Source organism: Chelativorans sp. J32 (genome assembly GCF_000518985.1).
GTDB lineage: Bacteria > Pseudomonadota > Alphaproteobacteria > Rhizobiales > Rhizobiaceae > Chelativorans.
In genome coordinates this window covers 308588-335423 of record NZ_JAEQ01000003.1, presented here as the reverse complement: position 1 = coordinate 335423, position 26836 = coordinate 308588, and the positions used below count along the sequence as shown (strand labels likewise).

Sequence of the window (26836 nt, the reverse complement as noted above, 5' to 3'; positions counted from 1 at the left end):
AAGAAGGAGACAGAGCCATGAAGACCCGTGCCGCCGTAGCCATTGCCGCCGGTAAGCCGCTTGAGATCATGGAAGTGGACCTCGAGGGGCCGCGCGAGGGCGAGGTGTTGGTGGAAATCAAGGCGACCGGCATCTGCCATACCGATGATTTCACGCTGTCCGGCGCCGACCCGGAGGGCCTGTTCCCGGCGATCCTCGGCCATGAAGGCGCAGGCGTCGTTGTCGACGTGGGCCCGGGCGTGACCAGCGTCAAGAAGGGCGATCACGTCATTCCGCTCTATACGCCCGAATGCCGCCAGTGCCCTTCCTGCCTGTCCCGCAAGACGAATCTTTGCACCGCAATCCGCTCTACCCAGGGCCAGGGCGTGATGCCCGACGGCACTTCGCGCTTCTCGCTCAATGGCGAAAAGCTGCATCACTACATGGGCTGCTCCACCTTCTCCAACTTCACCGTGCTGCCCGAGATCGCCGTGGCGAAGGTCAATCCGGACGCCCCCTTCGACAAGATCTGCTATATCGGCTGCGGCGTGACGACCGGCATCGGCGCCGTCATCAACACGGCGCAGGTGGAGATCGGCTCGACAGCGATCGTGTTCGGTCTTGGCGGCATCGGCCTCAACGTCATCCAGGGCTTGAAGCTGGCCGGCGCGGACATGATCATCGGCGTCGACCTCAACAATTCCAAGAAGGAATGGGGCGAGCGCTTCGGCATGACGCATTTCGTCAATCCGAAGGAAGTGGGCGGGGATCTCGTTCCCTATCTCGTCAACCTGACAAAACGCGGCGCCGACACGATCGGTGGAGCCGATTACACGTTCGACTGCACGGGCAACGTAACGGTCATGCGCCAGGCGCTCGAATCTGCTCATCGCGGCTGGGGCCAGTCGATCATCATCGGCGTGGCCGGCGCGGGCCAGGAGATTTCAACGCGTCCCTTCCAGCTTGTCACCGGGCGCGTGTGGAAAGGCACGGCCTTCGGCGGAGCGCGAGGCCGCACCGATGTGCCGAAGATCGTCGACTGGTACATGGACGGAAAGATCGAGATCGATCCGATGATCACCCACATTCTGACGCTTGATGAGATCAATAAGGGCTTCGATCTCATGCACTCGGGCGAGAGCATCAGAAGCGTGGTCGTCTATTAGCATCGGCAATCAAGGCCGTTTTCCTTATGAAACCGGCCTTTCGGACCTGGCTGAACGGCGGGCGCAAGTGTGGCCGCCACGCCTGCGTCTTTTCGTCCCTCGAAGGGCTTACCCTCGGAACCATGTGCCTGGCATGGGGGTTTTGCCGCAAACGGAGGGACGATCATGACATCGGAGAAAGAAGACAGGATCCGGCGACGAGCCTATGAACTATGGGAGCAGGAAGGGCGTCCGGAGGGCCGTGCGTGGGATCACTGGGTGCAGGCGGCGCGAGAGGTCGAGGCCGAAGAGGGCGGACAGGCAGATCCGGAATCCGCGGAAATCCCGCCTATGCCTGAAGATTTTCCGGAGAAGGAGGAAGCCTCCTCCAATAGTACCCGCCGTAATGGCGCCAAGACCAACAATGGCGCTCCCTCCAGACGCGCCAAGAAAACAATGTAGACGGGGCACCACTGCCCCGCGCCGAGCCGGAGCCTGCCTCAAGCGGATTCCAGCACGGCAACCGGAAGCTCTCTCCAAACCATTGAAAGCGGTATCTCCCGCTCTTCCACGACCTGCCCAGTCAATGTCCTGTAGCGCCCGGAGCCGCTGGGCAGCTGCAGCATCGTGCGCCCGAACGCGCTGCTGATCCAGGAGGGGCGACCGGGCTCGCAATGCCTGAGTACTAGGCGCGGCACCGCCACGACCACGCGCCTTCCTTCCAGGGCACGCGCATAGGCGATCGCGTGCATGTTCTCGTCGCCTGTGATCTCGACGGGCTCGTAATCGCCATAAGCGAAGATGCCTTCATGTGCGCGGCGAAGCCGCAACAGGCGATGCAGCAGCCAAAGCTTCGGCAGCCCCTCCCGCCAGCGCTCCATTGCTTCGGTCACGGGCATGTCGCGAACCTCGTGAAGAAGCTTCCGCCGCAGATCGAAATCGACGGCGCGCCGGTTGTCGGGATCGACCATGCTATAATCGAAGAGTTCGCACCCTTGATAGATGTCGGGAATCCCGGGAAGCGTAAGCTTCATGACGAGTTGGCTCAGGCTGTTGATGATGCCGGCCGGCTCGATGGTCGCAATGATGGCGCGCACCTCCCGCAGGAAACTTCGTCGCTCCGGCGCGAAGGCGCCACGAACGTAATCTTCGACGGCCTTTTCGTAAGGTTCGTTCTGGTCGGTCCAACTGGTTTGGCGCTTCGCCTCGCGCAGGGCCTTGGTCATGAAGGCGGAAAGGCGATCGGCAAGCTCCTGCAGGCCCGCCTCGTCCTGTAGGGAGAGGTCGGCAGGCCAAGCGCCTGCCAAAGCCTGGTAGAACAACCATTCGGTGCCGGGCGTAGGGGCAGGCCCGCGCGGCAGATTTGTGCACAGATCCTCCGCGGCCTCGTGCCAGCGTGTCACGGCCGCCGCCCACTCCTGGGGCATTTCGCTGATGACGGCAAGCCGGGCACGTGCATCCTCGCCGCGCTTGGTATCATGCGTGGCGGTTGCCGACAGCGCATGCGGCCAGATCTCCGCCCTCTTGATCATAGCCGCGTGAAAGACCTCGGGGTCGAGCCCGAACTCATCCGGCTCCGCTCCCACTTCGTTCAATGCGATCAGCCGGTTGAATTGATAGAAGACCGTATCTTCGACAGCCTTCGCCATCAGCGGCCCGGTCGTCTGCTGGAACCGGGTGACGAATTGTGCCCGCGTGCTTGAGCCGCCGGTGGGTTCGAGGAGCAGCGATGCGATGAAGGCGATCACCCGATCGTCTTCCACCTCGCGCCCGCGTTCCACCCGGCTCACCGCCTTCTCGATCACTTGCCTGTCTTCGTCGGAAGCGCCGTCCCCGTCGATATAGCTGCGATAGACCGGCATGGCGGAAGCAAGCTCCACGATCGCAAGCCGCAGGGCATCACGACCGAAATCGCGCGTGGCTACGTCCTCTGAGGCGATCGCTTCCGCAATGCGGACGAGCCCGTCCAATTCTCCAGCGAGATTGATGGTCAGGATCCGACGCTTGGCCGCAAGCACCTGGCTTGTGAACTGGGCGTCGTTGCCGGTGAACCCGGTCCAGCCCTTGTTCATGGCATCGCGGTGGCTTGACTCGACTTGCAGCGCGGTGATCAGCCGCGCCACCTCATATCCGGTGCTGCCCGCGCAATGCCATTCGCCGCGCAGATCCTCATCCGGCCCGAGGATCTTCTCCACCAGGACATAATTTAGGCCGGAGGCTTTCCGCAGTTCCGCCAGATAGGCCTTCGGATCGGCGAGCCCGTCAATGTGGTCGATCCGCAGACCGTCCACGATCCCATCCTTTACAAGCCGCAGAGGCAGCTTGTGAACGTCGGCGAATACGGCCGGATCTTCCACCCTTACCCCGATCAGATCGGCTATTTCGAAAAAGCGGCGATAGGTGAGCGCCTCTCGGGCGAGACGCCAATAGGCCAACCGCCAACACTGAGCTTCGTGAAGCTGGTGCAGGAAGTCCTTATCGTCGCTCGTCCTTTCCAGCATCAGGCCGAAAGCGGCGGGATCATCCGGATCGCTGTCCGGCAGAAGGGAAAGGGAGTCGGGCGAAAGCGGCAAGGAAAGGTCGTAATAGCCAAAGACCGGCTCACCCGTTTCCTCGTCCATACGGAGCTGGAGTTTGCCGTCTGCAAGTGCCTCGCCATAGGGTTCGCCCAGGACGGGCAGGAGCAGTTTCGGCGCATTCCAGTCGATGTCGAAATGGCTGGCATAGGCACTTTGCCTGCCATGCTTCAGCACGTCTCGCCACCACGGATTGGCCGTCGAGACTGCCATGTGATTGGGAACGATATCCAGAAGCAGGCCAATGCCGTGACCCTTCAACGCTTCTGCCAGGAGCGAAAACCCCTCCTCGCCGCCAAGCGTGGGGTCGAGCTCCTGGTGGTTGGCCACATCGTAGCCGTGAGTGGAACCGGGAGCGGCCGTGAAAATGGGCGAGGCATAGAGATGACTGATGCCAAGCTCAGCCAGGTAAGGCACGATCTCCGCCGCCCTTTCGAAGGTCATGCCTTCGCGGAATTGCAGCCGGTATGTCGCACAGGGAAGCGTCATCTGTCGCACGGTCTCTCCTGCCGGATCGCATCGATGACCGTGCGCAGGATGGATGCACTTCCCAATTCCTCGATCAAGACGGGAAGCTTACGCCGCCAGTTCGGATGCTCGTCCACAGTCCCCGGGATATTGGGCTGCTCGGTCAGGCCGAGCAGGTCTTCCATCTGTGCAGCGAAGAGATAGCTGGGCGAGCTGGCCACAAGGCGATGGATGCCGGCCGCAACGGCTTCGCTGAAATCCTCGCCCGCTTCGTATCCGCGCGCCCGTAACATCTCGATCGCCTCATTCTTCTCGCGCCGCCGCCGCTCGCGCTCCCGATGCGCCGCTTCCTCGTCGTAAAGACCTATCCGCTGGCGCTCGTCGATGTCGCTGCCCGTCCACCAGCCCGCAAGCGTGTTGGTGTCATGACTGCCGATGCACGCGAGTGCGGAACGTGGCCAATGTTCGGGCGGAATAAAGCCATGGTCGTTCCGCTCGAAATAGAAGATGCGATAGCCGAGCAGGTTTGCGTGGTCCATTTGCTCGCGAAAGCCTTCCGGCACGACGCCCAGATCCTCGCCGATGATGACCGCGCGGGACTGCTGGGATACCTCGCCAAGGACGCCGACCACCTCCGGCATGGGATAGAGGACATAGGCCCCCTGCCCGGCCGGAAAGCCGTTCGGGATCCAGAAGAGCCGGTAGAGGCTCATGGCGTGATCGATCCGGAGCGCGCCGGCGTGCCGCAGGATGGTTTCATAGGAGCGCCGCACCGGCCGGAAATCACGCGCTGCGATTTCCGAAGGCGACCAGGGGGCCAAGCCCCAGCGCTGGCCCTCGGGATTGAACATATCCGGCGGGGCTCCGATCTCCGCGCCCACCAGTGTCAAGCTGCGGTCGCTCCAGGTGGCGGCTCCATCGGGCGCAGTACCTACAGCGAGATCGAGATAGAGCCCGATGCGCATGCCGGCCGACCGTAGCCGTCCGGATACCTGCTCCAGCTGCTGATCGGCCACCCACTGAAGCCAGATCTGGAACTCGATCTCCTCCCGCCGTTCTTCCGCGAACCGCTTTACCGCTTCGCTTGTCGGATCCTGGAGCTCTTCAGGCCAGGCATGCCAACCCGTTCCGCCGCCCTGACGCACCATTTCGAGGCTGATTGTCTCGAACAAGGCGTAACGCCACAGGGGCTCGCCGCCCTTCTCCCTGAAGGTGGCGCTGCCCTGGAGATCGTCTTCGCGAGTGCGCTGAAAGATCCGGCGCAACACGGCAAGCTTGTGTTCCGCCACGGCTCTGTAATCCACCAACTCGCTTTGTCTGAGAGGCGCCAAAGCACTTTCGTCGAGATCGAGCGTTGTATCGAACCCCTTTACTCGATCCACCGCGATATAAAGCGGATTGAGGAAGGTGCGGTCACTGGGAGAGAATGGACTTGCCTTCTGCGGTTCGGCGGTAAACAGGGCATGCAGAGGATTGACGCCGAGAAAATCCGCGCCCATTCCAGCCGCGAATTCCCCGAGGCGGGCAAGATCCTCGAAGTCGCCGATCCCCCAGTTCCGCTGGGACCTCAAACCGTAGAGCTGGCAGGTGATGCCCCAAGCCCGGCCATGGCGCAGGAAGTCGGGGAGGAAACATGCGGCCCCCTGCGGCGCCTGCGGCGGAGGGGGAAATTGACCGTGAGGGTCATTGCCCTCTTCCGCACTCCCTTCCACGCCGAGAATGCCAAGGATCGCCCGCACCGCGTCATCCGAGGCATGTGAGATCGTGCCGTCCAGCGCTCGGTAGGATCGGACGATGCCGTGTGCGGCTGCAAGCCTGTCGAGTTCGTCGGTCATGTGTCGGCTTCTTCAGTTACGAGGAATGCCACACTGCGTTCCGGCAATGCCCCTCTCAGCAGCGCTGCCTCCACGCCCTGCCTGCTCTCGTAAATTGCCCTGGAACGCGCAAAGCCTTCTCCGGCAACAGCCATGTCGCTGCCGAAATTCGCCGCCATGAGCAAGAGGCGTCCATCCATGCGCCAGCGCACGGAGAAGGCCTTGTCTGCGAGCCGCTCCGCCTGCCCCTGCATCGAAGGCATCCGACCAAGATAAGGCACCAGATGCGCTTTGCGCACCTCCAAGAGACGACGGAAAAGATCGAGCCGCTTGCGCCCTTCTTCGGTCTCCACGCGATCCCAGTTCAACATGGATGCTTCGAAGGTGGTAAGCGCGTTGGGGTCGGGAATCCTCTCGGCCTGTTCGCCGCTGAAATGCCCGAAATCCTTGAACTCGCGCCGCCTCCCCTCCCTTACGGCGTTGGCTAGGTCCCCGTGGAAGTCGGTGAAGAAGAGGAAGGGATTTGTCTCTCCGAACTCCTCCCCCATGAAGACGAGGGGAACCTGCGGATTGAGGAGAAGCACCGCCGTCAGCAGTTCGACCGTTTCCTCGTCCGTCAAGACCGTCAGTCGCTCTCCGAACGCACGGTTGCCGATCTGGTCATGATTTTGCAGGAAATCGACAAAGGCAAGCGGCGGCTGCCCCGCGCTGGGCACCCCTCGCGGTTTTCCCTCGCGCGGAGCATAGGGCTCGCCCTGATAGCAGAAGCCTTCTGCCAGCGCCCGCGCGAGATGCCCAACGGAATCGTCCGCAAAGCCTGCATAGTAACCGGCATCCTCATCCGTCGCCAGGCAATGCGCTGCATGATGAAAGTCGTCGTTCCATTCCGCCGTGAAAAGAATCGGGCTGTTTGCGCTGTCACGCGGGTGGAGTTCCACGATGTTGCGCTCATCCTCGGTCATGAGATGAATATGCCGGTCCGGGAAAGTCGCGCGGATATTGCGTGCCATCTCTTCCAATATCGGCTTTTCGCTCTTGTCCTTGATTTGATCGATGGCATCGAAACGGAGGCCGTCGAAGCGGAACTCCTCGAGCCAGTAGATCGGATTATCGAGAAAGAAGGCACGAACTGCCGGCTCCTCGAAGCGGATCGCGGGCCCCCACGGGGTATGCCGGTCGGGGTCGAAGAAATCAGGAGCGTAGAGGCTTAGATAGTTCCCGTCCGGCCCGAAGTGATTGTAGACGACGTCGAGGATCATCATCAGGCCGCGCTCGTGCGCGGCGTCCACGAGCTGTTTCAAGCCGGCCGCACCGCCATAGGCCGAGTGGGCACAATAGGGCAGGACGCCGTCATATCCCCAGCCCCTGTTTCCCGAAAACTGGGCCACCGGCATAAGCTCGATGGCGGTGAAGCCTATTTCCGCAAGATAGTCCAGCTTGCGCCGAATCCCATCGAACCCGCCGTGCGGTGAGAAAGTGCCCGGATGGAGCTCGTAAACGACAGCCTCCTCCCATGGCCGCCCGGCCCAGTTCTCCGCTTGCCAATCGAAGGAGGAGCCCATCAACAGGCTCGGGCCGTGTACGTCGCTCTCCTGTGCGCGAGAAGCAGGATCGGGAACCGCCATGCCGTCCGGAAGGATAAACCGATATGCAGTTCCCTCCTCCAAGCGATTTGCTTCCAGTTCGAACCAGCCGTGATCGCGGCGTTCCATTTCGCGGTCGTCGTCTTCGCCAAGCCGCAGAACCAGCTTGTCCACCGCAGGCGCCCACAGCCGAAAAACGGCGGCGCCATCGTCGCGGAGTTGAGCGCCCCAGCGCGTCTGGAAGGAGGAATTGTTCATCGTACACGGCCTTCCAGCACAACCATCGAGCGGTCGGCGAGTTCCAGGGTATGCGGAGCACGCATTGCTTCCCATACCGGCCACTGTCCGGTGTCCGTACGCATCGTCACCTTCCATCCGGCAGCACCGAGTTCGCGCGGAAGATTGAACTCGAGCGGTTCGTGGAAGGCGTTGAACAGGATCAATATGCACGTGCCGCGCTCATCGCAGAGCATCAGCCCAAAGCATTTGAGACCGGGATCGGCCCAATCCTCGTCCGTCATCGGCTCGCCCGTCGGCCGCAGCCAGGAAACGTCGCGATACTTTTCCGCGACGATCTTTCCGTGCAGGAAATCCTTCAGCCGCAGACGCGGATGGGCGCGGCGATATGCGATAAGCCGGCGGACGAATTGGAGGAAGGCATCATCCTCCGGCTCCCGATTGCCCCATGCCAGCCAGTTTATCTCATTGTCCTGGCAATAAGCATTGTTGTTGCCGTTCTGCGTGCGGCCGACTTCATCACCCATGAGGATCATGGGCGTGCCCTGGGAGAGAAGCAGAGTGGCAATGGCGTTGCGGCGCATCTTGGCCCTGAGCGCCTTGATGTTCTCGTCGTCGGTCGGGCCCTCGACACCGCAGTTCCAGCTTCGGTTGTCGCTGTGCCCGTCGCGATTGTCCTCCTTGTTCGCCTCGTTGTGCCGTTCGTTGTAGGCGTAGAGGTCGTGCAGCGTGAAACCGTCATGCGCCGTGATGAGATTGACGCTCGCCCACGGTCTGCGACCTCGCCGGTCAAACATGCCGGCCGAACCGAGCAGACCGCTCGCGAGATCCGGCGCTGCCCGTTCGTCGCCGCGCCAGAAGCTGCGGACCCAGTCGCGATAGGCACCGTTCCACTCGCCCCAGCCCGGAGGGAAATTGCCGAGCTGATAGCCGTCCGGACCCAAGTCCCACGGTTCCGCGATCAGCTTCACACGCGACAGGACAGGGTCTTGCCGCACCGTATCGAAGAACACCGAGGATGGCTCGAAGCTGTCGCGCTCGCGGCCGAGCGCCGTTGCGAGATCGAAGCGGAAGCCGTCCACATGGCATTCCTCGACCCAGTAACGCAGCGAATCCATCACCATCTGCAACACGCGCGGATGCTTCAGGTTCAGCGTGTTTCCGCAGCCGGTCGTGTCGTAATAGTAACGAGGATCATCGCCGAGGATGTAGTAGCTGGCATTGTCTAGCCCGCGGAAGGAAAGCGTGGGCCCAAGCTCGCTCCCTTCAGCCGTATGATTATAGACCACGTCGAGGATCACCTCGATGCCGGCCTCGTGCAGCTTGCGCACCATCCGCTTGAACTCGTGCAGGCCGCCGCCCGGTGAAATGTAGCGCGGAGCCGGCGCGAAAAAGCCGATGGTGTTGTAGCCCCAATAGTTCGTAAGGCGTTTCTCGACCAGGTAACGGTCGTCGAAGAACGCCTGCACAGGCAGGAGCTCGATCGCCGTGATGCCAAGCTTGACGAGATAGTCAATCACCCGGGAGTCCGCGAGCCCGCCAAAGGTGCCGCGCATCTGTTCGGGAATGTCCGGATGGAGCGCGGTCATGCCCTTCACATGGGCCTCGTAGATGATCGTCTCTTCCCAGGGCCGATGCGGACGCACATCGTTGCCCCATGTGGCCGCCGTGTCCGTCACAACGCATTTCGGCATGACAAAAGCGGAGTCGCGTCGGTCCATCGCGAGATCCTGCCGTGCGCCGCCGACCCGGTAACCGAAACAAGCGTCATGCCAGCGGATATCGCCGATGAGCAGCTTCGCATAAGGGTCGATCAAGAGCTTGTTCGGATTGAACCGATGTCCCTTGGCGGGATCATACGGGCCATAGGCCCTCAATCCATAAACCTGCCCCGGCCGCATATCCGGAAAGTAACCGTGCCATACCTCATGCGTATATTCCGGCAGGGGAATGCGGCGGATCTCTCGCCGCCCCTGGGCATCGAAAAGGCACAGTTCGATCTTTTCGGCATGGGCCGAGAAAACGGCGACATTGACGCCGGACCCGTCCCAGGTGGCGCCGAGCGGATATGGAAGGCCAGTATCTACGCGCAAGTAGGAAACCCCTGTCATGAAGCACCGGCAAGCACGACGGCACCCAATGGAGGCAGCCTCAAGCTGGCTGAAGCCGGCCGCCCGTGCCACGGTTCTTCCGTCGCTGTAACGGTTCCATTGACGACGCCGGAGCCGCCGTAGCGCCGGTCGTCGCTATTGATGATTTCCTGCCAGCTTCCCGCATGGGGCAGGCCGATGCGGAAATCCTCGCGCACGACGGGGGTGAAGTTGCATGCGATGACGACGGGCCGCGCATCTCCCGTGCCCCTTCGCAGGTAGACATAGGTGCTGATGCCGGGGTCCGAAGCATCAATCCATTCGAAGCCTTCCGGTTCGCAATCCAGCTCATGCAGCGACCGTTCGTTCCGATAGATCAGGTTCAGGTCGCGAATGAGATCGCGTACGCCCTGATGCATCGGGTCTTCCAGATGGTGCCAATCGAGCTGCCAGTCATGGTTCCACTCCCTCTCCTGGGCGAACTCGCCGCCCATGAAGAGGAGCTTCTTGCCCGGATGGGTCCACATGAAGGTGAAGTAGGCGCGCAGGTTCGCGAATTTCTGCCAGCGATCGCCGGGCATGCGGCCGATCAGCGAGCCTTTCCCGTGCACCACCTCGTCGTGGCTAAGGGGCAGGATGAAGTTCTCCGAAAAGGCGTATATCAGGCCGAAGGTCATGCGGTCGTGGTGAAACCGCCGATGGATCGGTTCGTGGCGCATATAGTCCAACGTGTCGTGCATCCAGCCCATGTTCCACTTGAAGCCGAAGCCCAAGCCGCCCGCATAGACGGGCCGCGACACGCCCGGAAACGCCGTCGATTCCTCCGCGATCGAGGTGGCGCCGCGATGTGCGCCGAAAAGCGCGGTATTCGTGTCCCGGAGGAAGGCGATCGCCTCCAGATTCTCGTTGCCTCCGTGCACATTGGGGACCCACTCGCCGGGCTGGCGGCTGTAATCGAGGTAGAGCATCGAGGCTACGGCATCCACGCGCAGCCCGTCGATGTGGTATTGATCGAGCCAGAAGAGAGCGTTCGCCGTCAGGAAGTTCGCCACCTCGCGTCGTCCGAAATTGTAGATCAGCGTGTTCCAGTCGCGGTGAAAGCCGAGCCGCGGGTCGGCATGTTCGTAGAGCGCCGTGCCGTCAAAGCGGGCGAGCCCGTGCGCATCGGAAGGGAAATGCGCGGGCACCCAGTCCACGATCACGCCGATGCCTTCTTGGTGGCAGCGATCGACGAAACGGGCGAACTCCTCCGGCGTGCCGAAGCGGCTCGTCGGCGCGTAAAGCCCGACTGGTTGGTAGCCCCATGAGCCGGAGAACGGATGCTCGCTGACCGGCATGCATTCGATATGGGTGAAGCCCATCTCCTTCACATAGGGGATCAACTGATCGCCAAGTTCGTCATAGGTGAGGTAGGCGCCGTCCTCGTGCCGACGCCAGGAGCCGAGATGCACCTCGTAGATCGAGATGGGTGCACGCCGGTCGTTTTTCCCGATGCGGTGTTCGATCCACTCACCGTCGCTCCACTCCATCCGCGGCAAGCCGTGGACTATCGAGGCCGTAGCCGGAGGTATTTCGGCGCGAAAACCAACGGGGTCGGCTTTTGGTGGAAGCAGTTCACCACCGTTACCGATGATCTCGTATTTATAGAGCTCTCCCGGACGGACATCGGGCACGAAGATCTCCCACACGCCGACGCCTGGATGGAGCCTCATCTGGTGACGGCGGCCGTCCCAACCGTTGAAGTTGCCCACGACGCTGACGCGGCTCGCATTGGGCGCCCACACGGCGAAGCGGGTGCCTGCCACTCCGTCGCAGGTCATCGGATGCGCGCCGAGCTTTTCGTAGAGGCGCTGGTGACGCCCCTCCCCCATCAGATAAAGGTCGAGTTCGCCAAAAGTGCTGGGGAAGCGATAAGGATCTTCCTCTTCCCAACTCTCCCCCTCGCGCGTGAAGCGAAGCCGGTACCGGGGAACCGTCGGCTCCCTTGAGATCAGTCCTTCGAAAAAGCCTCGCGCATGGCGCTTAAGCAACTTGCCGAGGCTCTTGCCTGTATCCGGCTCGACCGCTTCTGCCGTTTCGGCTTCCGGTCGGAGCACGCGCAGCACGATCCCGGCTGCGGTCTCGTGCGGCCCCAGCACCGAGAACGGGTCGTTACACCTGCCAGCCACCAGCGCGCCGATGGCGTGCGGGTCGTCGAGCCTCCAAGGGGCCGCTTCGGCAGCGATATTCATCCGCTTCTCCCTTGAACCAGGTCGAGCACGCCTCGGACTGGAATGCCCACCCAATCCGGACGATTGGAGAGTTCGTAATTGATTTCGTAGAAACCCTTCTGCAGCAGGAAAAGTTCGAGCGATGCTTGCCACGCAGTCTCGTCTTGCGGCTGGTTCTGTGCGCCCGAAGCAGCCGCACGATAGCCCTCCAGGAATTCCTCGCTCATGCGGCGCTGCCATTGGCGAGCAAGAGCGGCGCTGTCGCGCGCCTGGTCGGGCAGACGGGCAGCAACCTGCCGCACCGCGGTCCACGCGGCATAGTCGAAGGAACGCAGCATGCCGGCAACGTCGCGCAAGGGCGAGCTTTTCCCTCGGCGCTCTTCCAGGCTTCGACGCGGCTCGCCTTCGAAATCGATGATGTAGAGGTCCTGCTTCGATACGAGCACCTGGCCGAGATGATAGTCGCCGTGAATGCGCGATTTCTTGCCGGAAGGCGCAATTTTGCTGAGTTCGTTCACGCGAGTGTCGATCTGGTGCTTCAATGAGAGAAGCTGCTCGACATTTTCCCTCGTATTGAGGGGCAGGCGGTCCCGATTGCGAACCAGCCCTTCCCGCGCAAGTGCGACCTGCTGCTTCAGGTCCTTGATCCAGCTCGAGATATCCGAGCGGCGTATCGGCTCACAGCGGAATGCCGGCAAATCGGTCTCGATGGCGAATGCCGAATGCATTTCTCCGGTCCGCTCCCCGAGCGTGCGAAGCAGATCCAGCGGATAGAGGAACTGCGCTGTTTGTCCTTCTGTCGGCGCGCCGTTGCCCGCGGCGGGGGGCGCAAGCGTCTCATCCTCGATCTGCCGCTCGAGCGCATGCACGAAGACGCTCCAGGCATCGCCCTGGTTCTCCACGAAACCGGAAACGCTGGCGATAACCGTCTTCGCGCCGGCCTCCTCCTCATATTCCACCATCCCGAGGAAGGCGGGTGTGTTCCGGAAGCCGGCCACTTCCGTCAGGAACCGCGCCACCTCCACTTCCGGCTGGTCGCCAGGCCTCAGGCGCCGAAAAATCTTGAGAAGAACCTGCCGGTCGAATGCCACCGAGACGTTGCTCTGCTCTCCCATGAGCGGCGACGGTGGCTCCTCGAAACGAAGGGCCGAGAGTTGCTCATTGCCATAGAAGCGCAGGCGCCCGCCTGAGACCTCGATCTCCTGGTTCTCCTGCATGCGGCGCATCAGCTCGGCAGCGAAGCGATCGTCATAGGAGCCATCGATAAGGGCGCCGAGTTGCGGCCCCTTGCGCACGCGCGCAAGCGTCACCGAAAGCTTGGGCGCTCCGAACTGCACATTCTCCTCACCCCAGAGCACGGTCAGCGGCAGGAGATATTGCTGCCGTCCGGAAATAGAGAGCTCGACGTCTGCGATGGTGAGCAGGCCCGCCTCGTCGCCCAGCTTGGCGATTTCCCGGATACCGGCTGAGCGTATCGCCTCGCCCTTGGCCCCATACCAACGTTGCCGAAGCATGAATTGCGGCAGCACATCCTGCTCGAGCTGTCGCCGCTCGCGGCCCTCGAGCGCCCGCTCGATCCGGCCGCCCACCATGGTGAGCGTGATGAATTCCGGCAGCGGCTCCGGCACATTGCTATGCCAGTCCGGCGCCTGCGCTTCGCTCGCAAGCACGAACCAGAAGGTGCCGTAGCCGGTAAGTGTCAGCATATAGGGAAGATCGCCGATCGGCGGGAATGGCGACTGGCTGACGAGTTCGATCGGCACGCAGCCGCGATACTTTGAAAGATCGAGCTCAACTGCCTGAGGCGAGCGCGACAGATTTGCGACGCAAAGTATTGTCTCGTTGGCGTCGCTGCGTGTGTAGGCGAGGATGCGCCGGTTGCGCGGATAGAGCATCGTGAAGTCGCCACGCCCGAAAGCGGAGTGCTGCTTTCGCACTCCGATCATGCGCCGCACCCAGTTGAGCAGCGACGATGGATCTGCTTCCTGCGCCTCCACATTGATCGTCTGGTAGCCGTAGACCGGGTCCATGATCGGCGGCAGGTAGAGTGCTTGCGGATTGGCGCGCGAGAAGCCGCCATTGCGGTCGGGCGACCACTGCATGGGCGTGCGCACACCGTCCCGGTCGCCGAGATAGATATTGTCGCCCATGCCGAGTTCGTCGCCGTAGTAGACGACAGGCGTGCCGGGCATGGAGAAGAGCAGTGCGTTCATCAGCTCGATCTTGCGCCGGTCGTTCTGCATGAGCGGGGCAAGCCGCCTGCGTATGCCGAGATTGATGCGCGCGCGCATATCCTCTGCATAGGTGCGCCAGAGATAATCGCGCTCCCGATCCGTGACCATTTCGAGCGTGAGTTCGTCATGGTTGCGCAGGAAGATGGCCCACTGGCAGCTCTCCGGGATTTCCGGCGTCTGCCGCATGATGTCGGAGATCGGATGACGGTCTTCCTGCGCCAGCGCCATATAGATGCGCGGCATCAGCGGGAAATGGAACGCCATGTGGCATTCGTCGCCCTCGCCGAAGTAGGGCCGGGTGTCCTCCGGCCACTGGTTCGCCTCGGCGAGCAGCATCCGGTCCGGATATTTCTCGTCCAGCGCGCGGCGGATCTTCTTCAGGATCTCATGCGTCTCGGGGAGGTTTTCGTTGTTCGTCCCATCCCTTTCGACCAGATAAGGGATGGCGTCGAGCCGCAGGCCGTCCACCCCCATGTCCAGCCAGAAATGCATGATCTTGATAACCGCCTCCAGCACCCGGGGGTTATCGAAATTGAGGTCCGGCTGGTGGGAATAGAAGCGATGCCAGAAGAATTGGCCGGCAACCGGATCCCAGGTCCAGTTCGATTTCTCCGTGTCCAGAAAGATGATGCGCGTCTCGGGGTACCGCTCGTCGTCATCGTTCCAGACATAGAAGTTGCGCGCAGCCGAACCCTTTCGTGCGTGCCGCGCCCTCTGGAACCAGGGATGCTGGTCCGAGGTGTGGTTGATGACGAGTTCCGTGATCACGCGGATGCCGCGGCGATGGGCTTCGGCGACGAAACGGCGGAAGTCGCGCATCGTCCCATAGGAAGGATTGATGGAGCGGTAGTCCGCGATGTCGTAGCCGTCGTCCCTGAGCGGCGAAGGATAGAATGGTAGGAGCCAGATCGCGTTCACGCCCAGCCGCTCGATATAGTCGAGCCGCTGCATCAGGCCATTGAAGTCTCCCATTCCATCACCGTTGGAATCGTGGAAGGCCTTGATGTGGAGCTGGTAGATGATAGCGTCCTTGTACCAGTCCGGTGGCGTTGGGCCAGCGGGCGCCACAACCTGCAACGCTTCGTCCTCACCGGGCGCTGCGATCTCCGAAGCAAGCCTTTCCATGGTGTTCATCGGCGATTTCCTGGAGGTATCAGCCGCCAGGCCATGTATGGGCGCTGGTGCGGGTCGAGAAACATGTGCTGGACCTTCCCGGTCCAAGTGAAGGGCTGGCCGGTGACGAGGTCCTCCGCCTCGATCATCGCATCATCGGTCAACCCGAACTCCCACAGCGGCACCTCGAAATGGGCGCCGTGCGGGTTATGGGGATCGAGATTGATGGCAAAGAGCAGGAAGTTTGACAGGTCGTCCGTGTACTTCCCGAAATAGAGGATGTTGTCGTTCCAAGCATTGTAGAACTTGAGGTTGGTGAACTGCCGGAGCGCCGGGTTTTCGTGCCTCAGCCTGTTCACGAACATGATGTCGACCTTGATGTTCCCTGACCGGTCCCAATCCCATGCTCGGATCTCGTATTTCTCCGAATTGAGATATTCTTCCTTGCCCGGCATGGCCTCTGCCTCGCAAAGCTCGAACCCGCTATAGACGCCGTAATTCGTGCCTAGTGTGGCAGCGAGCATCAGCCTCACCCGAAAACCCGGGCGCCCGCTCGTCTGGAGGTAATAAGGATTGATGTCCGGCGTGTTCACGAAGAAGTTCGGCCGCATGTAATGGCGGCAGTCCGTCTGTGTGAGTTCCGTCAGATATTCGGTAAGTTCCCATTTCGTGTTGCGCCAAGTGAAATAGGAATAGGACTGATTGAAGCCGACCTTGGCGAGCCGCTTCATCATCTTCGGCCGGGTGAACGCTTCGGCGAGGAAGATCACGCCCGGATCGACCTGACGCACCTCCTCGATCATCCACTCCCAGAAGGGCAACGGCTTTGTGTGCGGATTGTCTACGCGGAAGATGCGGACACCCTTCTCAAGCCAGAAGAGGACGATGTCGCGCAACGCGTACCAGAGGCCGGGGATCGCATCGCGGTAGAAATGGACGTTGACGATATCCTCGTATTTCTTCGGCGGGTTCTCGGCGAATTTGATCGTGCCGTCCGGCCGCCAATCGAACCATTCCGGATGGTCCCTTATCCACGGGTGGTCGGGCGAGCACTGGATGGCGAAATCGAGGGCGATCTCGAGCCCATGCTCCCGCGCCGCCTGCACCAGCCTGGCGAAATCCTCAAAGGTGCCAAGTTCGGCGTGGATTGCATCGTGACCGCCCTCCTCGGCACCAATGGCATAGGGACTGCCGGGATCATCGGGACCCGCGGTGAGGCTGTTGTTGCGCCCCTTTCGGTTGGTGCGGCCGATCGGGTGGATCGGCGGAAAATAAAGCACGTCAAAGCCGAGATCGCGAACATAGGGAAGCCTGGTGATCACGTCATCAAAAGTACCGTGACGGTCCGGACTGCCTGACTGCGAGCGCGGCATCAGTTCATACCAGGCGGAAAAGCCTGCCCTTTCCCGGTCAACGAACACCGGGAAGATCGTATCCGTCTGGGTGAAGTTTACGCGCACGGCGAGGCGGCGCATCAACACCGCCATGTCTTCGCTCATCAAAACCGCAAGCGCATCGCCTTCCGATGCCGAGGAAGTCACTTCCGCCAGGAGCGCCTTTAGCGCCGAGCGGTCATGAGGGGTCCCGCTGGTGCGCACGCCGAGGGCCTTCTCGACCAGCAACCGCCCTTCCTGCAGTTCCAGCGCTATCTGCTGCCCCGCTTCGTGTTTCTTTGCGGTGTCCATGCGCCATGTGGCGAAGAGATCGCGCCAAGAAGCGATCCTGAACTCGTGATGACCAACCTCATCGAAGACGACGGTGGCGCGCCAGCGGTCATTCACGAGATGCCGCATCGGCGTCTCGCTCCAGGTCCTTTCGCCGCGCCGGCGATGAAGCACGGCGGCCGCTATGATTTCGTGGCCGTCGCAAAATATGTCGGCCTCGATCCTGAAACGCTCGCCGACAATCGTCTTGGCGGCGAAACGTCCGCCGTCAATTGCAGGTTCGACGGTTTCGATGGCGATTCGGTTTGCAGCAAGCTTTTGCAGGAGCGCCTGGCCGGGACGGTCCATTTCCTAAAAATCTCTCATCAGAATTTCCCCACGCTCAAGCCAACGCAGTCCCTGCGCGGTGGTTCCGTTGCAGAATCGAAGCAGGCGAAAATTTCGCGAACCGGAGCCGCCCTCGTGCAACAGATGAGGAGAAGCCGGCTCTCCCGCACGCACCTCTTCCTTGGGCAGGCGAGGTGTGCGATCCTCCCCTCCTCCCGACCCGGTTGATTATGGATCGGGCGAGGCTCCCAAGGGCACGACTGTCTCGAGGAACACGATGATTGCCTGGTCGATCTTCATCCCCGCCTGCTTCGCGCTGAATTGCGCGCCGGGGCCGAACAACATGCTGGCATTTTCGAATGGAGCACGCCTTGGCTTCCTGCCTGCGCTGCTGGGCGGATTTGGCCGCATGCCGGCGTTCGCACTGCTTATCCTGGTGACGATCGTCGGATTAGGCGCCGTCCTTGCCACCTCGGCAATGGCCTTCACGATCATCAAGATCGCAGGCGCGATCTACTTGATCTATGTGGGCGTGCAATTTTGGCGCAAGGCGAAGGCAATGGCCGAGGCGCAGTCCAAGGAATCGGCGCTCAAGGCGTTGATGCGCCGCGACTTCCTGATCGCCATCAGCAATCCGAAAGCCATAGCGGTCTTCACCGCCTTTTTCCCGCAGTTCATCGATGCTTCCGCGCCGGCATGGAGCCAGCTTGCCGCCATGGGCGGCGCCTTTCTCCTGCTCGAAGTGCTGGCGGTGCTTCTCTATGTGCTCGCAGGTGTGCTTCTCGGCAGGGCGCTGAAATCCGGTCGCATCTTCGCGCACCTCAATCGCCTGGTCGGCAGCGTCCTTATCGCGTCGGGTGTGTCCATGGCGCTTTCCCGGCATTAAGCACGATCATTGCGACGATGCGATCCCTGCCTAGCCGTTTCGGACCGGGGCATGCATAGGTGCCGCGGCGAGGGCAATTTCCCGATAGAGGCTGAGATAGCGCTGCTCTATCAGGTCCGGCGAAAACCTTTCCCATGCGGCCTTCCGGCAGACCTCGGGGTCGAGAGAGGATGCGGCGGCGATGGCCCGCGCCATGTCCGGCACGTCCTTGACGATGAAGCCCGTCCGCCCATGTTCGATCACCTCCGGAAGGGCGCCATGCGGGAAAGCGATCACCGGCGTGCCGCAGGCCAGCGCCTCGATGGCCGTGAGCGAGCTGGTCTCGGCAACCAGGCTCGGCACGATGGCACATCTGGCCGATGCGAGGAGCCGCCGCTTCCTGTGAAAGCCGAGAGGCCCGAGGAAGCGGCGCGCCGGAGCGAGCAAAGGTACTACTTGTTCGCGGAAATAGCGCTCATGTTCCTCATAGGGAAAGACCTGGCCGCCGATGAGCAAGGGCTGACCGGCGAGCCGGCAGGCTTCCATTGCTAGATGGATTCCCTTCTCCGGGCAGATCCGGCTGAGGACGATGGCATGATCGCGCTTGCGGCAGCGCGTCTCGAACAACTCGCGCGGGACGCCGTTCGGGATTGGAGGCAAGAGCGTGGCGCCCTCCGGAGCCGTCTTGTGCTGTGCTGCCGAAACACAGTGGAGCCAGAGATTCATGCGACGCTCGAAAATCCAATCCGGATACCAATCGAGCGGCAGATGCAGCGTTGCAAGCGTGGGAGCCTCTTCGGGCAGATAGGCATGAAAATCGATCCCATGCATGTGCACCAGGTCAACAGGCTCGCGCGCGAGGACTTCGCCGATAAGCCCGCGCAGCTTCGCCCAGGTTTGCTTCCGAACCAGGTCGTCTATGGTGCCTCCGGGCAGAGGCAGGGGCACAAGCTCCCCCGCCACCCGCGATCCCTCGCAGGCGATCGCGATGGAGCGATGGCCATTCCGCACGAGAGCCCTATCGAGGGCGGACAGCACCTGTTCCGCACCGCCCACCGCGTCCGGTCCGACCGGAGCAAAGGGATAGGCGACGCTGAGGACGGTCAGAGCCATTGCGGAAGTTCAAGTTCCCGGCTTGCCTTGTCGATGAGATCGGGCCAGTCGGAAGGCTGAAGGCCCCAATCGTAGTGGGCGTAGAGCACCTCGCTCGGCAGCTTGCGGAAATCGCAGGGCGAAATAGGCCGAAAGCGCTCGGTTTTCGTCTTGAACGATCCCAACACACGCTGCTGGGTGCCATGGGCCGCGAGCATCCGCTGCTTCAACTCGGCCGTCTCGTGGTCGAGTGCGATCATGTACTCCGGCTCCCCATTGGGAATGAAGTCCTGGAAGACGCTTTGTCCGCGCTTCATCCGATAAAGCGGAAACTCGAAAATCGCGGGCGGCGCCAGATTGCGCCGCTCCATCAGATGGCCCGCGGCCCGCACTGCAAAGGCCGTGGAATCGTGGTCGGGATGCCCGCCCTCGAACGCATGGGTGAAGACCGTGCCAATCTTGTGAAACTCGAAAAATTCCGCGAGCCGGGAAGCGATCTCGCCAAGGCGATAAGCAGAAGCCTGGTCGGGGATCCCGATGAGATGGCACGCCTCGGGCCTGACGCCCGCGATCGCCACCGCCGCTTCCACTTCACGCCGACGGGCAGAAGCGTAATCTTCGCGACGCGCAAAACCGTTCGCGTCCGCATCTTTCATGTCAGCCGGCGCGCCGTCCGTCACATGCACGATGCGAACACCCCGCATCCGCGCAAGTTGACCGCCGATCGCGATCGTCTCGTCATCCGGATGGGCAACCACCACCGCCACATCATGGCAGTCGAAGGAATATCCCTCCGGTGAGCAGATAAGTTCCAGCAGGGATTCGGCAGGCTCGAAAAGCTCCTCCTCGCTAGCAGCGGGCAAAGCCGTCATGCCGCACCTCGCATCCGGCCGTCCGCTCTTCCCGCGTATCGCTCGATCATAGAGGCGCAGAAATCCGCAAATTCCTGCGGCACTTGCGGGGCGCTGGTATGGTGGGGAGCGATCCCCCGATGCTCCGGCGTGAAGCAGAAGGTCACGGTGACATCGAAATCGGCGAGCGCCTCCATCTGCCGGTCGAACCAGTCGAGCGCATTCGGCCGGAAGCTGTCTGCCCAGGAAAGCCCCGTGCGCAGATATTTGACGCCGAGCCGCCTCATCCAGGCAACCGCCTCATCAAGCCTCGGATCCTCGAAATGGAACCATTGGCAGAGGCCGAATTCCGGTGTGCATTCGGCGAATTTCTCGAGCGCCGGCTTCGGTGTACCGTCTTCGCGGATGAGGCCCATATAGAAATGGCGGTAATAGGAGGACCCCTCCGCCTCCCTGTGCCGCGTGGTGGCGCCCCAGGCCTGCGGCAGATCGAAAAGACTGTACCACTGGATACGAGGGGCGCGTCCCTTCAACAGCTCAAAGGTGCGCTGAAGGCCCCATACCTGTACTTCTTCGGCGCCGAAGGTGGAAATGCCGACTTCGCTCACCCATACCGGCAAATGCGTCAGCAGCTGGATCTCCGCGAGCTTCTGCGGCCACTCATGGATCTGCCAGAGATTCCAGTCGAGCGGAAAGCCATGGACCGCGATGGCATCCAGGTGATCGAGCACCCCCTTGCCCTGCAAATTCTGGATGAAAAGCGGATCGATGGGCGAAATGCCGCCCAATACACGCACCACGTCGGGATTCACATTGCCGATCGCATCCGCCGCGAGGATCGCCATTTCCGCAAAGCGCGACCAGTCGGGATCGATTTCAGGATCCCAGTGGGACTTGTTGTTCGGCTCGTTCCAGATCATCGCAGCTTCGATCATCAGTCAAACCCCTCGTTCCACTTGCTTGAAGGACATTACGAGTTCACGGCGGTGTGCCAGTAATTGGCGCCCCGCGGGAGCGCCCGCCGTGACATGCGTGCCGGGTGCGGGAGCGCCCTCCTCGACCGCCGTTTGCCGCAAGAGGTCGTTGGCCGCGCGATATCCCTCGAGCGTGCCCACATCCACATAGGCTTCGCCGGCCTTGATGCCCCGCGCTTGCCCGCCTTTCGCAAGATACGCATTCACCAGCGTGCCCATATATTCGTCGGTGCGGTCGCGCTCGCGCCAGAGCGCCAGAAGCTCATGCAGGATGCGGCCCGGCATCTTGAACCCGCCCCAGATCCAGTTTGTGGAAGCATCCTTTCGCTTCACCTGGATTTCCAGCACATTGCCCGCCTCGTCCGTCTCCACCGCGTCGAATACGGTGGGGTTGTCGACCGGAAAGAGCAGGAAGGAGAGGACGCCGTCGGGAAGCGACCGATAACCGGTGGCCGGCATCCAGATCGTATCCGGCAGGCCGACAAGCACATGTTCCTCCGGAGAAACCAGCGGAGCGACGCGGAAGATTGCATCGCAAAGCCCGCTTGCCTCCGGTTGCACGACATAGGCGATGGAAGCGTTCCCGTAGGTTCCACCGTAATATTCCAGGATATCGGACTTTCCGGGCGCGATGACGAAACAGAGCTTATCCGCCCCTCCCTCAAGCATGCGCTCGCAAAGATATTCGCTGACGGCGCAAGGGCGTTCGGATCCGTCGGCAAGCCGGCTTCCTACCGGAAGAAGCTCCTTGGAAAAGGCCAGAGGCTGTATTCGGCTTCCGCATCCCGCAGCCGGAATAATTCCCCACATGGGAGTATCTCCCTGCACGTCTATGCCGCCCGACCGGCGGCGGCTGATCTGACGTCGTTGACGATGGCTTCGAAATCGGCAGCGCGGTGCTCCGAAGTATGGCAGGAAAGCACCCGATCCCGCGCGGCCTCGGCAATGCGCCGGAGTTCGGCATCGGTAAGATCAAGCGCGTCCGTCACGTCGTCAGAGGTAACGGCGGCCAGGATCTCGCGCCCCGGTTCCAAGAAAGCCTCAAGGCCGTCCCAGCAATCGGAGACGATCGGCACGCCACAGGAAGCCGCCTCGAACAGGCGCCCGGAGGGGCACCATCCGGTCTTTGCCATTGCACGGCGCGTGACGTTCAGCGTCAGCCGCGAGGATGAGTAGAAGGCGGGATGCTCCTCGGGCGGGAGATGCCGCACGAAATAGACATTGTCCGCCCAAGGAAAGTCCTGCGGATATTGCGCACCCGCGATCACGAAGCGTAGATGGGGCCGCCTTCTGGCGGGCTCCAGGAAAAACGCCTCAACGCCTGCCTGCCGGTCCTCCGCATAGGTTCCGATATAGGACAGATCCGCCTTGTAAGTTGCTGCGGGAGCGGTGGGCCGGTGAACGCACGGGTCCACATGGCCGTAGAGCGGCGCCACGATGCGCGCACCGAGCCGCGACTTCAAAGCGTCCAGCGCATCGCCGCCTGTATAACTCAGGACCAGATCGAAATCCTTCAGGCCGCGCGGACCGATATAGGTCGTGGCCTCCCCACGATCGAGCACGGAGAGCGTCACCGGTGTATCGAGGTCATAGAAGACATGCAGCGGACGCGGCGAGGAAAGGACGAGATCGGACGCGGCTATCCCGTCCGGACAATAGGATGTGACGAGCGCCACATCCGCATCTGCAAGATGCCTGCGCGCGATCGGAAGCGCCTCATCCCAATCTCCATAGAGGATCAGTTCTCCGTCTTCGATCTCGTGGAGATCCCGCGCGCCCGCGTAATATGGAAGGTCGCGCTCGAAGAAGACGACGGTCCAGCCACGCCGTCCGAGCGCTCGGACCAAGCCGCGCCAGAGAGTGGCGTGGCCGTTCCCCCAGGACGAACTGATGCTCAGGCCGAAGATGACGAGCTTCATGCAATGCCTCCCACGGTCAGCCGCACGGCTTCTATATTGCGTGAAACGAGGCTTGGGCCGTCTTTGTCGAAGGAAAGGGTGGTGATTGACGCCGGCGCGATCTCGAAGTCATGCACGCTTGAAAAAGGGATTCCGAAGGTCTGGCAAAGCGCTGCCTTGATCACATCGCTATGGCTCACCAGCACGAAAGTGTTGCCGGGATATTCTCCGCGCAGCCGATCCATGAAGCCGGTGATCCGGGCGGCGGTCGCCGCCATGGTGTCGCCTGCCGGCGTTGCCGCTGTGTCGCGCTCCTCGTTCCACAGCTTCCAGGCAGGATCCCGTTCGAGCTCCTCGAAACTGCGGCCGGACCAGCTCCCGAAATCGATCTCGTCCAGTTCCGGAGCGATCTCGCTCTCGACCCCTGTCTCACGAGCAAGGATTTCCGCCGTTTGCTGCGCGCGCAGCCGGGGGCTGGTGTAAACGGCATCCAGCTTCTTCCCCATGAGATGGCGACCGATCGCCAAAGCCTGCTCACTTCCGAATGGCGTAAGTGGCGCGCCGGCAAGCCGCCCGGTCAAGACCGCACCGACATGACCGTGCGAGGCATGACGCAATAGGTGGAATACCGTGTTCACTGCTTGAGACCGGTCGTTATCTCGTCCTCGCCGGAAATAAACTGCAACGTGCGGAGTCTCGCTTCCGCGTCCGTGAACTGCTCGGGCGGCGATTTCATAAAATAGCTGGAAGGTCCGACCAGCGCGCCTGCCTCGCCGCGATCCATCGCGAGCTTGGCGCAGCGCACGGCATCGATCACCACGCCTGCGCTGTTGGGGGAATCCCAGACTTCAAGCTTCAGCTCGCAGTTGATTGGCACGCCGCCGAAGGTGGTGCCCTCCATGCGGATATAGGCCCATTTGCGGTCCGAGAGCCACGGCACGTGATCGCTCGGGCCGACATGGATGTTCTCCGGTTCCATCGGCACCCCGAGCTGGCTCGTCACCGCTTGGGTTTTGGAGATCTTCTTCGATTCCAGCCGCTCCCGCTCCAGCATGTTCTGGAAATCGGTGTTGCCGCCGAAATTGAGCTGGTAGGTACGATCGAGCCTGATACCACGCTCGCGAAAAAGATTTGTGAGCACCCGGTGAACGATGGTCGCTCCGACCTGGCTCTTGATGTCGTCGCCTATGATGGGCAGGCCGCGTTCCTCGAACTTCTTGCGCCATTCCGGCCGCGAAGCGATGAAAACAGGCATGCAGTTCACGAAGGCGCAGCCGGCCTTCAAGGCTTCTTCCGCGTAAAAGCGTGCGGCCTGCTCCGACCCGACCGGAAGATAGGAGACGAGCACTTCCGTCTTGCTCTCCATCAACACGCCGGCGACATCGACCTCGGGCTCTTCCGATTCCTGAATCTCGTCGCGCAGATATTTACCGATGCCGTCGAGAGTTCTTCCCCGCGAGACGGGAACGCCCATTGGCTCCACATCCGCAAACCGGATCGTATTGTTCGGTTCGGCAAAGATCGCCTCTGAAACGTCGCGCCCCACCTTCGAGGCGTTCACGTCGAAAGCGGAGCTGACGACAATATCGTCGATGTGGTAGCCGCCGATATCAGCATTCATGATCCCGGGGATGGGGTTGTTGGAGCGCACGCCACGGTAATAGGCGAGCCCCTGCACAAATGAAGATGCGCAGTTGCCAACGCCGACAATACCCACGCGCACTTGAGCACCATGCATAGTCTCGTCTCCGTTCTGGCAAGGAAGCTGAGATCAGCGGTGTAGGCCCTGGCACCGCGCTGCTCCCTCCGGGCCGAAGGGAAACAGGCATGCCCCGATTTTGTTCCAGAGTTGAAGCTTGGAGCGCGGTAGAGCGCCTGGGCCACGCGAGCCGGCTACGTCGACAAACAACTGAAATCGCTCGGTTTCCGGGGACGGTCCGCGTAACGCCTTCTTTTGGAAGCCGGCAAAGCTTCAACTTAGCCCGGCTCCCCCAACCCCACGCGCCGATAGAGTTCGAGGCGGTGCTTTTCCCAATGATCGGCAATGCATTCGCTTGCAGGCCGATCATAATAATTCCATGGCAGCGAGCGCGCGTTAAGGCCCACGAAATGCGCCCCATGACGCCCGAGATCCGGCTGGTGCGGCCAAAAGGGAGAGCAGATCGAGACATCGGCGGTGGAAACGATATGAGCAGGCCGGTCGAGATCGAAGGCAACCGCCTGTAAGCCCTGCTCATCGAGCTCCGAGCGCAGCTTCACCGGATGCTCCTGGAGTACCCGCGCAAATGCGGTGGCGGGATCATAATGCGGCGGCAGGCCCCTGATGCCTGTATTGCGCGGCTCTGGCCGCGTGAGCTCAGCGAATGCACCGAGGGCAAGCTTTACATCCGCCGCGATCAGACAGCGGGGATCTTCTTCCTCCATCCAGGCGAAGACCGCCGGAGGCACGCTCCACAGTATGCAATCGTTGTCGAGCGAAAGCTCGTAGATATCGGGAAAGATCCTCAGCGGTGCCAGCTTCCATGCCACGCCCTCGGCCATGTCCCGGTCGAGAAAGTTCAGAAGAACGCCAGGAGGCCTGCCGGCAGGCAGCCACTCCACACGCTTCGGCACCTTGCCTGTCCTCTCCTTCGCCTCCTCCGGCGACAGGGAATTGACGACCACCGCCATTCCGATCTCCTCGCCGAAGGCGCGGAGCGCGCCCCACATCGAAAGGCGCAGCGCCTCGAAACCGCGAGGAGATACATCGCCAATTGTCCAGCGGATGCCGAGCATCTTCATCAGGCTGCCCTTTTTGCTGCTGGAGCGAGGCGGCGTGCATAAGTCGGGCAGTCCTTCGCACCCCAGCGATACTTGTAATCCTCCTGTCCGCGCAGGAAATCGAAACTGCGAAAGTTCTCGCCCTCCGCCTCGGCGACGGCGTGTCCGATGAGAACCGTGCCGAGCCCGAGTTTCGCATATTCCGGCTCGAAGCCGCCAATGTAGTAGAAGGCCCGCCCCTTTCCATGCAGTACGCACATCGCAGCAACGATATCTCCTCGCAGTCTCATCGCATAAAGGCGAAGGAGCCCCGCTCTCTCCATCAGCGGTGCCGCCTCCCTGAGCCAGGCGAGGATGCGGCGATCTGCGAAGATACCGGCCTCTTCACGCTTCTCCCAGCGACGCGTGTGCAATTCGGCCAAGCGCTCCACGTTTGCTGCGCTCGCCCGTTCTGGCCCTGCGATGCCGGCGCGTGCGGCGCGCTTCCCGTAATAGCGCAGGTTCTGGCGCATGTTCGGACTGAGTTCGGCCGGCAGCGAAAGCAGGGCGCAGCTTTCCGAAAAGGCCAAGCGGTCCTCCCACCCGCCGGGCGCAGGCACCCGCAGCAATGGGGAGTTCTCCGGGAGCTGAAAGAGGTCGAGCGCCGCTTCCATTTCGGTAAGCGCATCGGCCAATGTTCCCGGCTCGAGGCCCGGATCGAACACCCCGCCCAGCCAGTCGGACGTTCCGGCGCCCCATAGGAGCAGCCTGCCGTCCAGGCGCATGAACGGAAAAAGCCCGACAAGCCGCCCATCTTGTCGCAACGTCAGGATGACGTTCTCGCCATCCTCGAAATGTCTACGCCAAGGAAGCAGCCATGCAGGGCTCTGGAACGGGGTTGCCTGCGGATCGCGGTGCCATAGCTCCCACCATTCGTCAGCCAGGGAAGCGGCTTCGGTTAATGTGTCCAACTGCAT

General features: G+C 61.8%; 19 protein-coding genes. 3 read left to right on the top strand and 16 right to left on the bottom strand.

Features of this window, described 5'->3' with window-relative positions; genetic code table 11:
* Positions 1-17: 17 nt before the first annotated feature.
* Both CHEJ32_RS0107125 and CHEJ32_RS0107120 read left to right on the top strand, forming a co-directional pair.
* Complete coding sequence (locus CHEJ32_RS0107125; protein WP_028033243.1) at positions 18-1145, top strand: S-(hydroxymethyl)glutathione dehydrogenase/class III alcohol dehydrogenase; 1128 nt, start codon at positions 18-20, stop codon at positions 1143-1145.
* Between the two features lie 165 nt (positions 1146-1310).
* Positions 1311-1586, top strand: coding sequence for a DUF2934 domain-containing protein (locus CHEJ32_RS0107120; RefSeq protein WP_028033242.1), 276 nt, complete (start codon positions 1311-1313; stop codon positions 1584-1586).
* A 38-nt stretch (positions 1587-1624) separates the two neighbouring features.
* Here CHEJ32_RS0107120 and treY read toward each other — a convergent pair whose 3' ends face one another.
* The 7 genes from treY to CHEJ32_RS0107085 are packed head-to-tail and all read right to left on the bottom strand — an operon-like array spanning position 1625 to position 17461.
* Entirely contained in the window at positions 1625-4189 is a 2565-nt protein-coding gene (gene treY, locus CHEJ32_RS0107115; protein ID WP_028033241.1) for a malto-oligosyltrehalose synthase, read from the bottom strand.
* Positions 4186-6003 carry a 4-alpha-glucanotransferase gene (gene malQ, locus CHEJ32_RS0107110; protein WP_028033240.1) on the bottom strand — a complete coding sequence of 606 codons (1818 nt, stop codon included), beginning with the start codon at positions 6001-6003 and terminating at the stop codon, positions 4186-4188. The genes treY and malQ overlap by 4 nt, the downstream gene beginning before the upstream one ends.
* Positions 6000-7823 (bottom strand): malto-oligosyltrehalose trehalohydrolase, encoded by a 1824-nt coding sequence (gene treZ, locus CHEJ32_RS24135; protein ID WP_034658003.1) that lies wholly within the window; start codon positions 7821-7823, stop codon positions 6000-6002. Before treZ ends, malQ begins: the two co-directional genes overlap by 4 nt.
* Positions 7820-9895, bottom strand: coding sequence for a glycogen debranching protein GlgX (gene glgX, locus CHEJ32_RS0107100; protein ID WP_156936637.1), 2076 nt, complete (start codon positions 9893-9895; stop codon positions 7820-7822). The genes treZ and glgX overlap by 4 nt, the downstream gene beginning before the upstream one ends.
* A gap of 14 nt (positions 9896-9909) precedes the next feature.
* Positions 9910-12123 carry a 1,4-alpha-glucan branching protein GlgB gene (gene glgB, locus CHEJ32_RS0107095; protein WP_028033238.1) on the bottom strand — a complete coding sequence of 738 codons (2214 nt, stop codon included), beginning with the start codon at positions 12121-12123 and terminating at the stop codon, positions 9910-9912.
* Positions 12120-15470 (bottom strand): maltose alpha-D-glucosyltransferase, encoded by a 3351-nt coding sequence (gene treS / locus CHEJ32_RS0107090; protein WP_028033237.1) that lies wholly within the window; start codon positions 15468-15470, stop codon positions 12120-12122. The genes glgB and treS overlap by 4 nt, the downstream gene beginning before the upstream one ends.
* Positions 15467-17461 (bottom strand): alpha-1,4-glucan--maltose-1-phosphate maltosyltransferase, encoded by a 1995-nt coding sequence (locus CHEJ32_RS0107085; RefSeq protein WP_028033236.1) that lies wholly within the window; start codon positions 17459-17461, stop codon positions 15467-15469. Before CHEJ32_RS0107085 ends, treS begins: the two co-directional genes overlap by 4 nt.
* Before the next feature lie 175 nt (positions 17462-17636).
* Here CHEJ32_RS0107085 and CHEJ32_RS0107080 point away from each other — a divergent pair, with 175 nt between their 5' ends.
* Positions 17637-18326, top strand: coding sequence for a LysE family translocator (locus tag CHEJ32_RS0107080; protein WP_245261007.1), 690 nt, complete (start codon positions 17637-17639; stop codon positions 18324-18326).
* Positions 18327-18356: 30 nt separating this feature from the next.
* Here CHEJ32_RS0107080 and CHEJ32_RS24130 read toward each other — a convergent pair whose 3' ends face one another.
* The 9 genes from CHEJ32_RS24130 to CHEJ32_RS26650 all read right to left on the bottom strand — a co-directional run bounded on the left by CHEJ32_RS24130 (position 18357) and on the right by CHEJ32_RS26650 (position 26836).
* On the bottom strand, positions 18357-19418 hold the full coding sequence (locus CHEJ32_RS24130) for a glycosyltransferase (RefSeq protein WP_034657998.1): 1062 nt from the start codon (positions 19416-19418) through the stop codon (positions 18357-18359).
* Complete coding sequence (locus tag CHEJ32_RS24125) at positions 19409-20269, bottom strand: PIG-L deacetylase family protein (RefSeq protein WP_051469524.1); 861 nt, start codon at positions 20267-20269, stop codon at positions 19409-19411. The genes CHEJ32_RS24130 and CHEJ32_RS24125 overlap by 10 nt, the downstream gene beginning before the upstream one ends.
* Positions 20266-21183 (bottom strand): beta-xylosidase, encoded by a 918-nt coding sequence (locus tag CHEJ32_RS24120; protein ID WP_034657996.1) that lies wholly within the window; start codon positions 21181-21183, stop codon positions 20266-20268. Before CHEJ32_RS24120 ends, CHEJ32_RS24125 begins: the two co-directional genes overlap by 4 nt.
* Before the next feature lie 3 nt (positions 21184-21186).
* A complete protein-coding gene (locus tag CHEJ32_RS0107060; RefSeq protein WP_028033234.1) occupies positions 21187-22032 on the bottom strand; it encodes a sugar phosphate nucleotidyltransferase in 846 nt (281 codons plus the stop codon).
* A gap of 20 nt (positions 22033-22052) precedes the next feature.
* Positions 22053-23141: a glycosyltransferase gene (locus CHEJ32_RS0107055; protein WP_028033233.1), complete on the bottom strand. Its 1089-nt coding sequence runs from the start codon at positions 23139-23141 to the stop codon at positions 22053-22055.
* Positions 23138-23758 carry a histidine phosphatase family protein gene (locus CHEJ32_RS0107050; protein WP_028033232.1) on the bottom strand — a complete coding sequence of 207 codons (621 nt, stop codon included), beginning with the start codon at positions 23756-23758 and terminating at the stop codon, positions 23138-23140. The genes CHEJ32_RS0107055 and CHEJ32_RS0107050 overlap by 4 nt, the downstream gene beginning before the upstream one ends.
* On the bottom strand, positions 23755-24858 hold the full coding sequence (locus CHEJ32_RS0107045) for an inositol-3-phosphate synthase (protein ID WP_028033231.1): 1104 nt from the start codon (positions 24856-24858) through the stop codon (positions 23755-23757). Before CHEJ32_RS0107045 ends, CHEJ32_RS0107050 begins: the two co-directional genes overlap by 4 nt.
* A gap of 239 nt (positions 24859-25097) precedes the next feature.
* Positions 25098-25901, bottom strand: a complete 804-nt coding sequence (locus tag CHEJ32_RS0107040) for a hypothetical protein (protein WP_245261006.1) — start codon at positions 25899-25901, stop codon at positions 25098-25100.
* On the bottom strand, positions 25901-26836 hold the full coding sequence (locus CHEJ32_RS26650) for a GNAT family N-acetyltransferase (RefSeq protein ID WP_156936636.1): 936 nt from the start codon (positions 26834-26836) through the stop codon (positions 25901-25903). Before CHEJ32_RS26650 ends, CHEJ32_RS0107040 begins: the two co-directional genes overlap by 1 nt.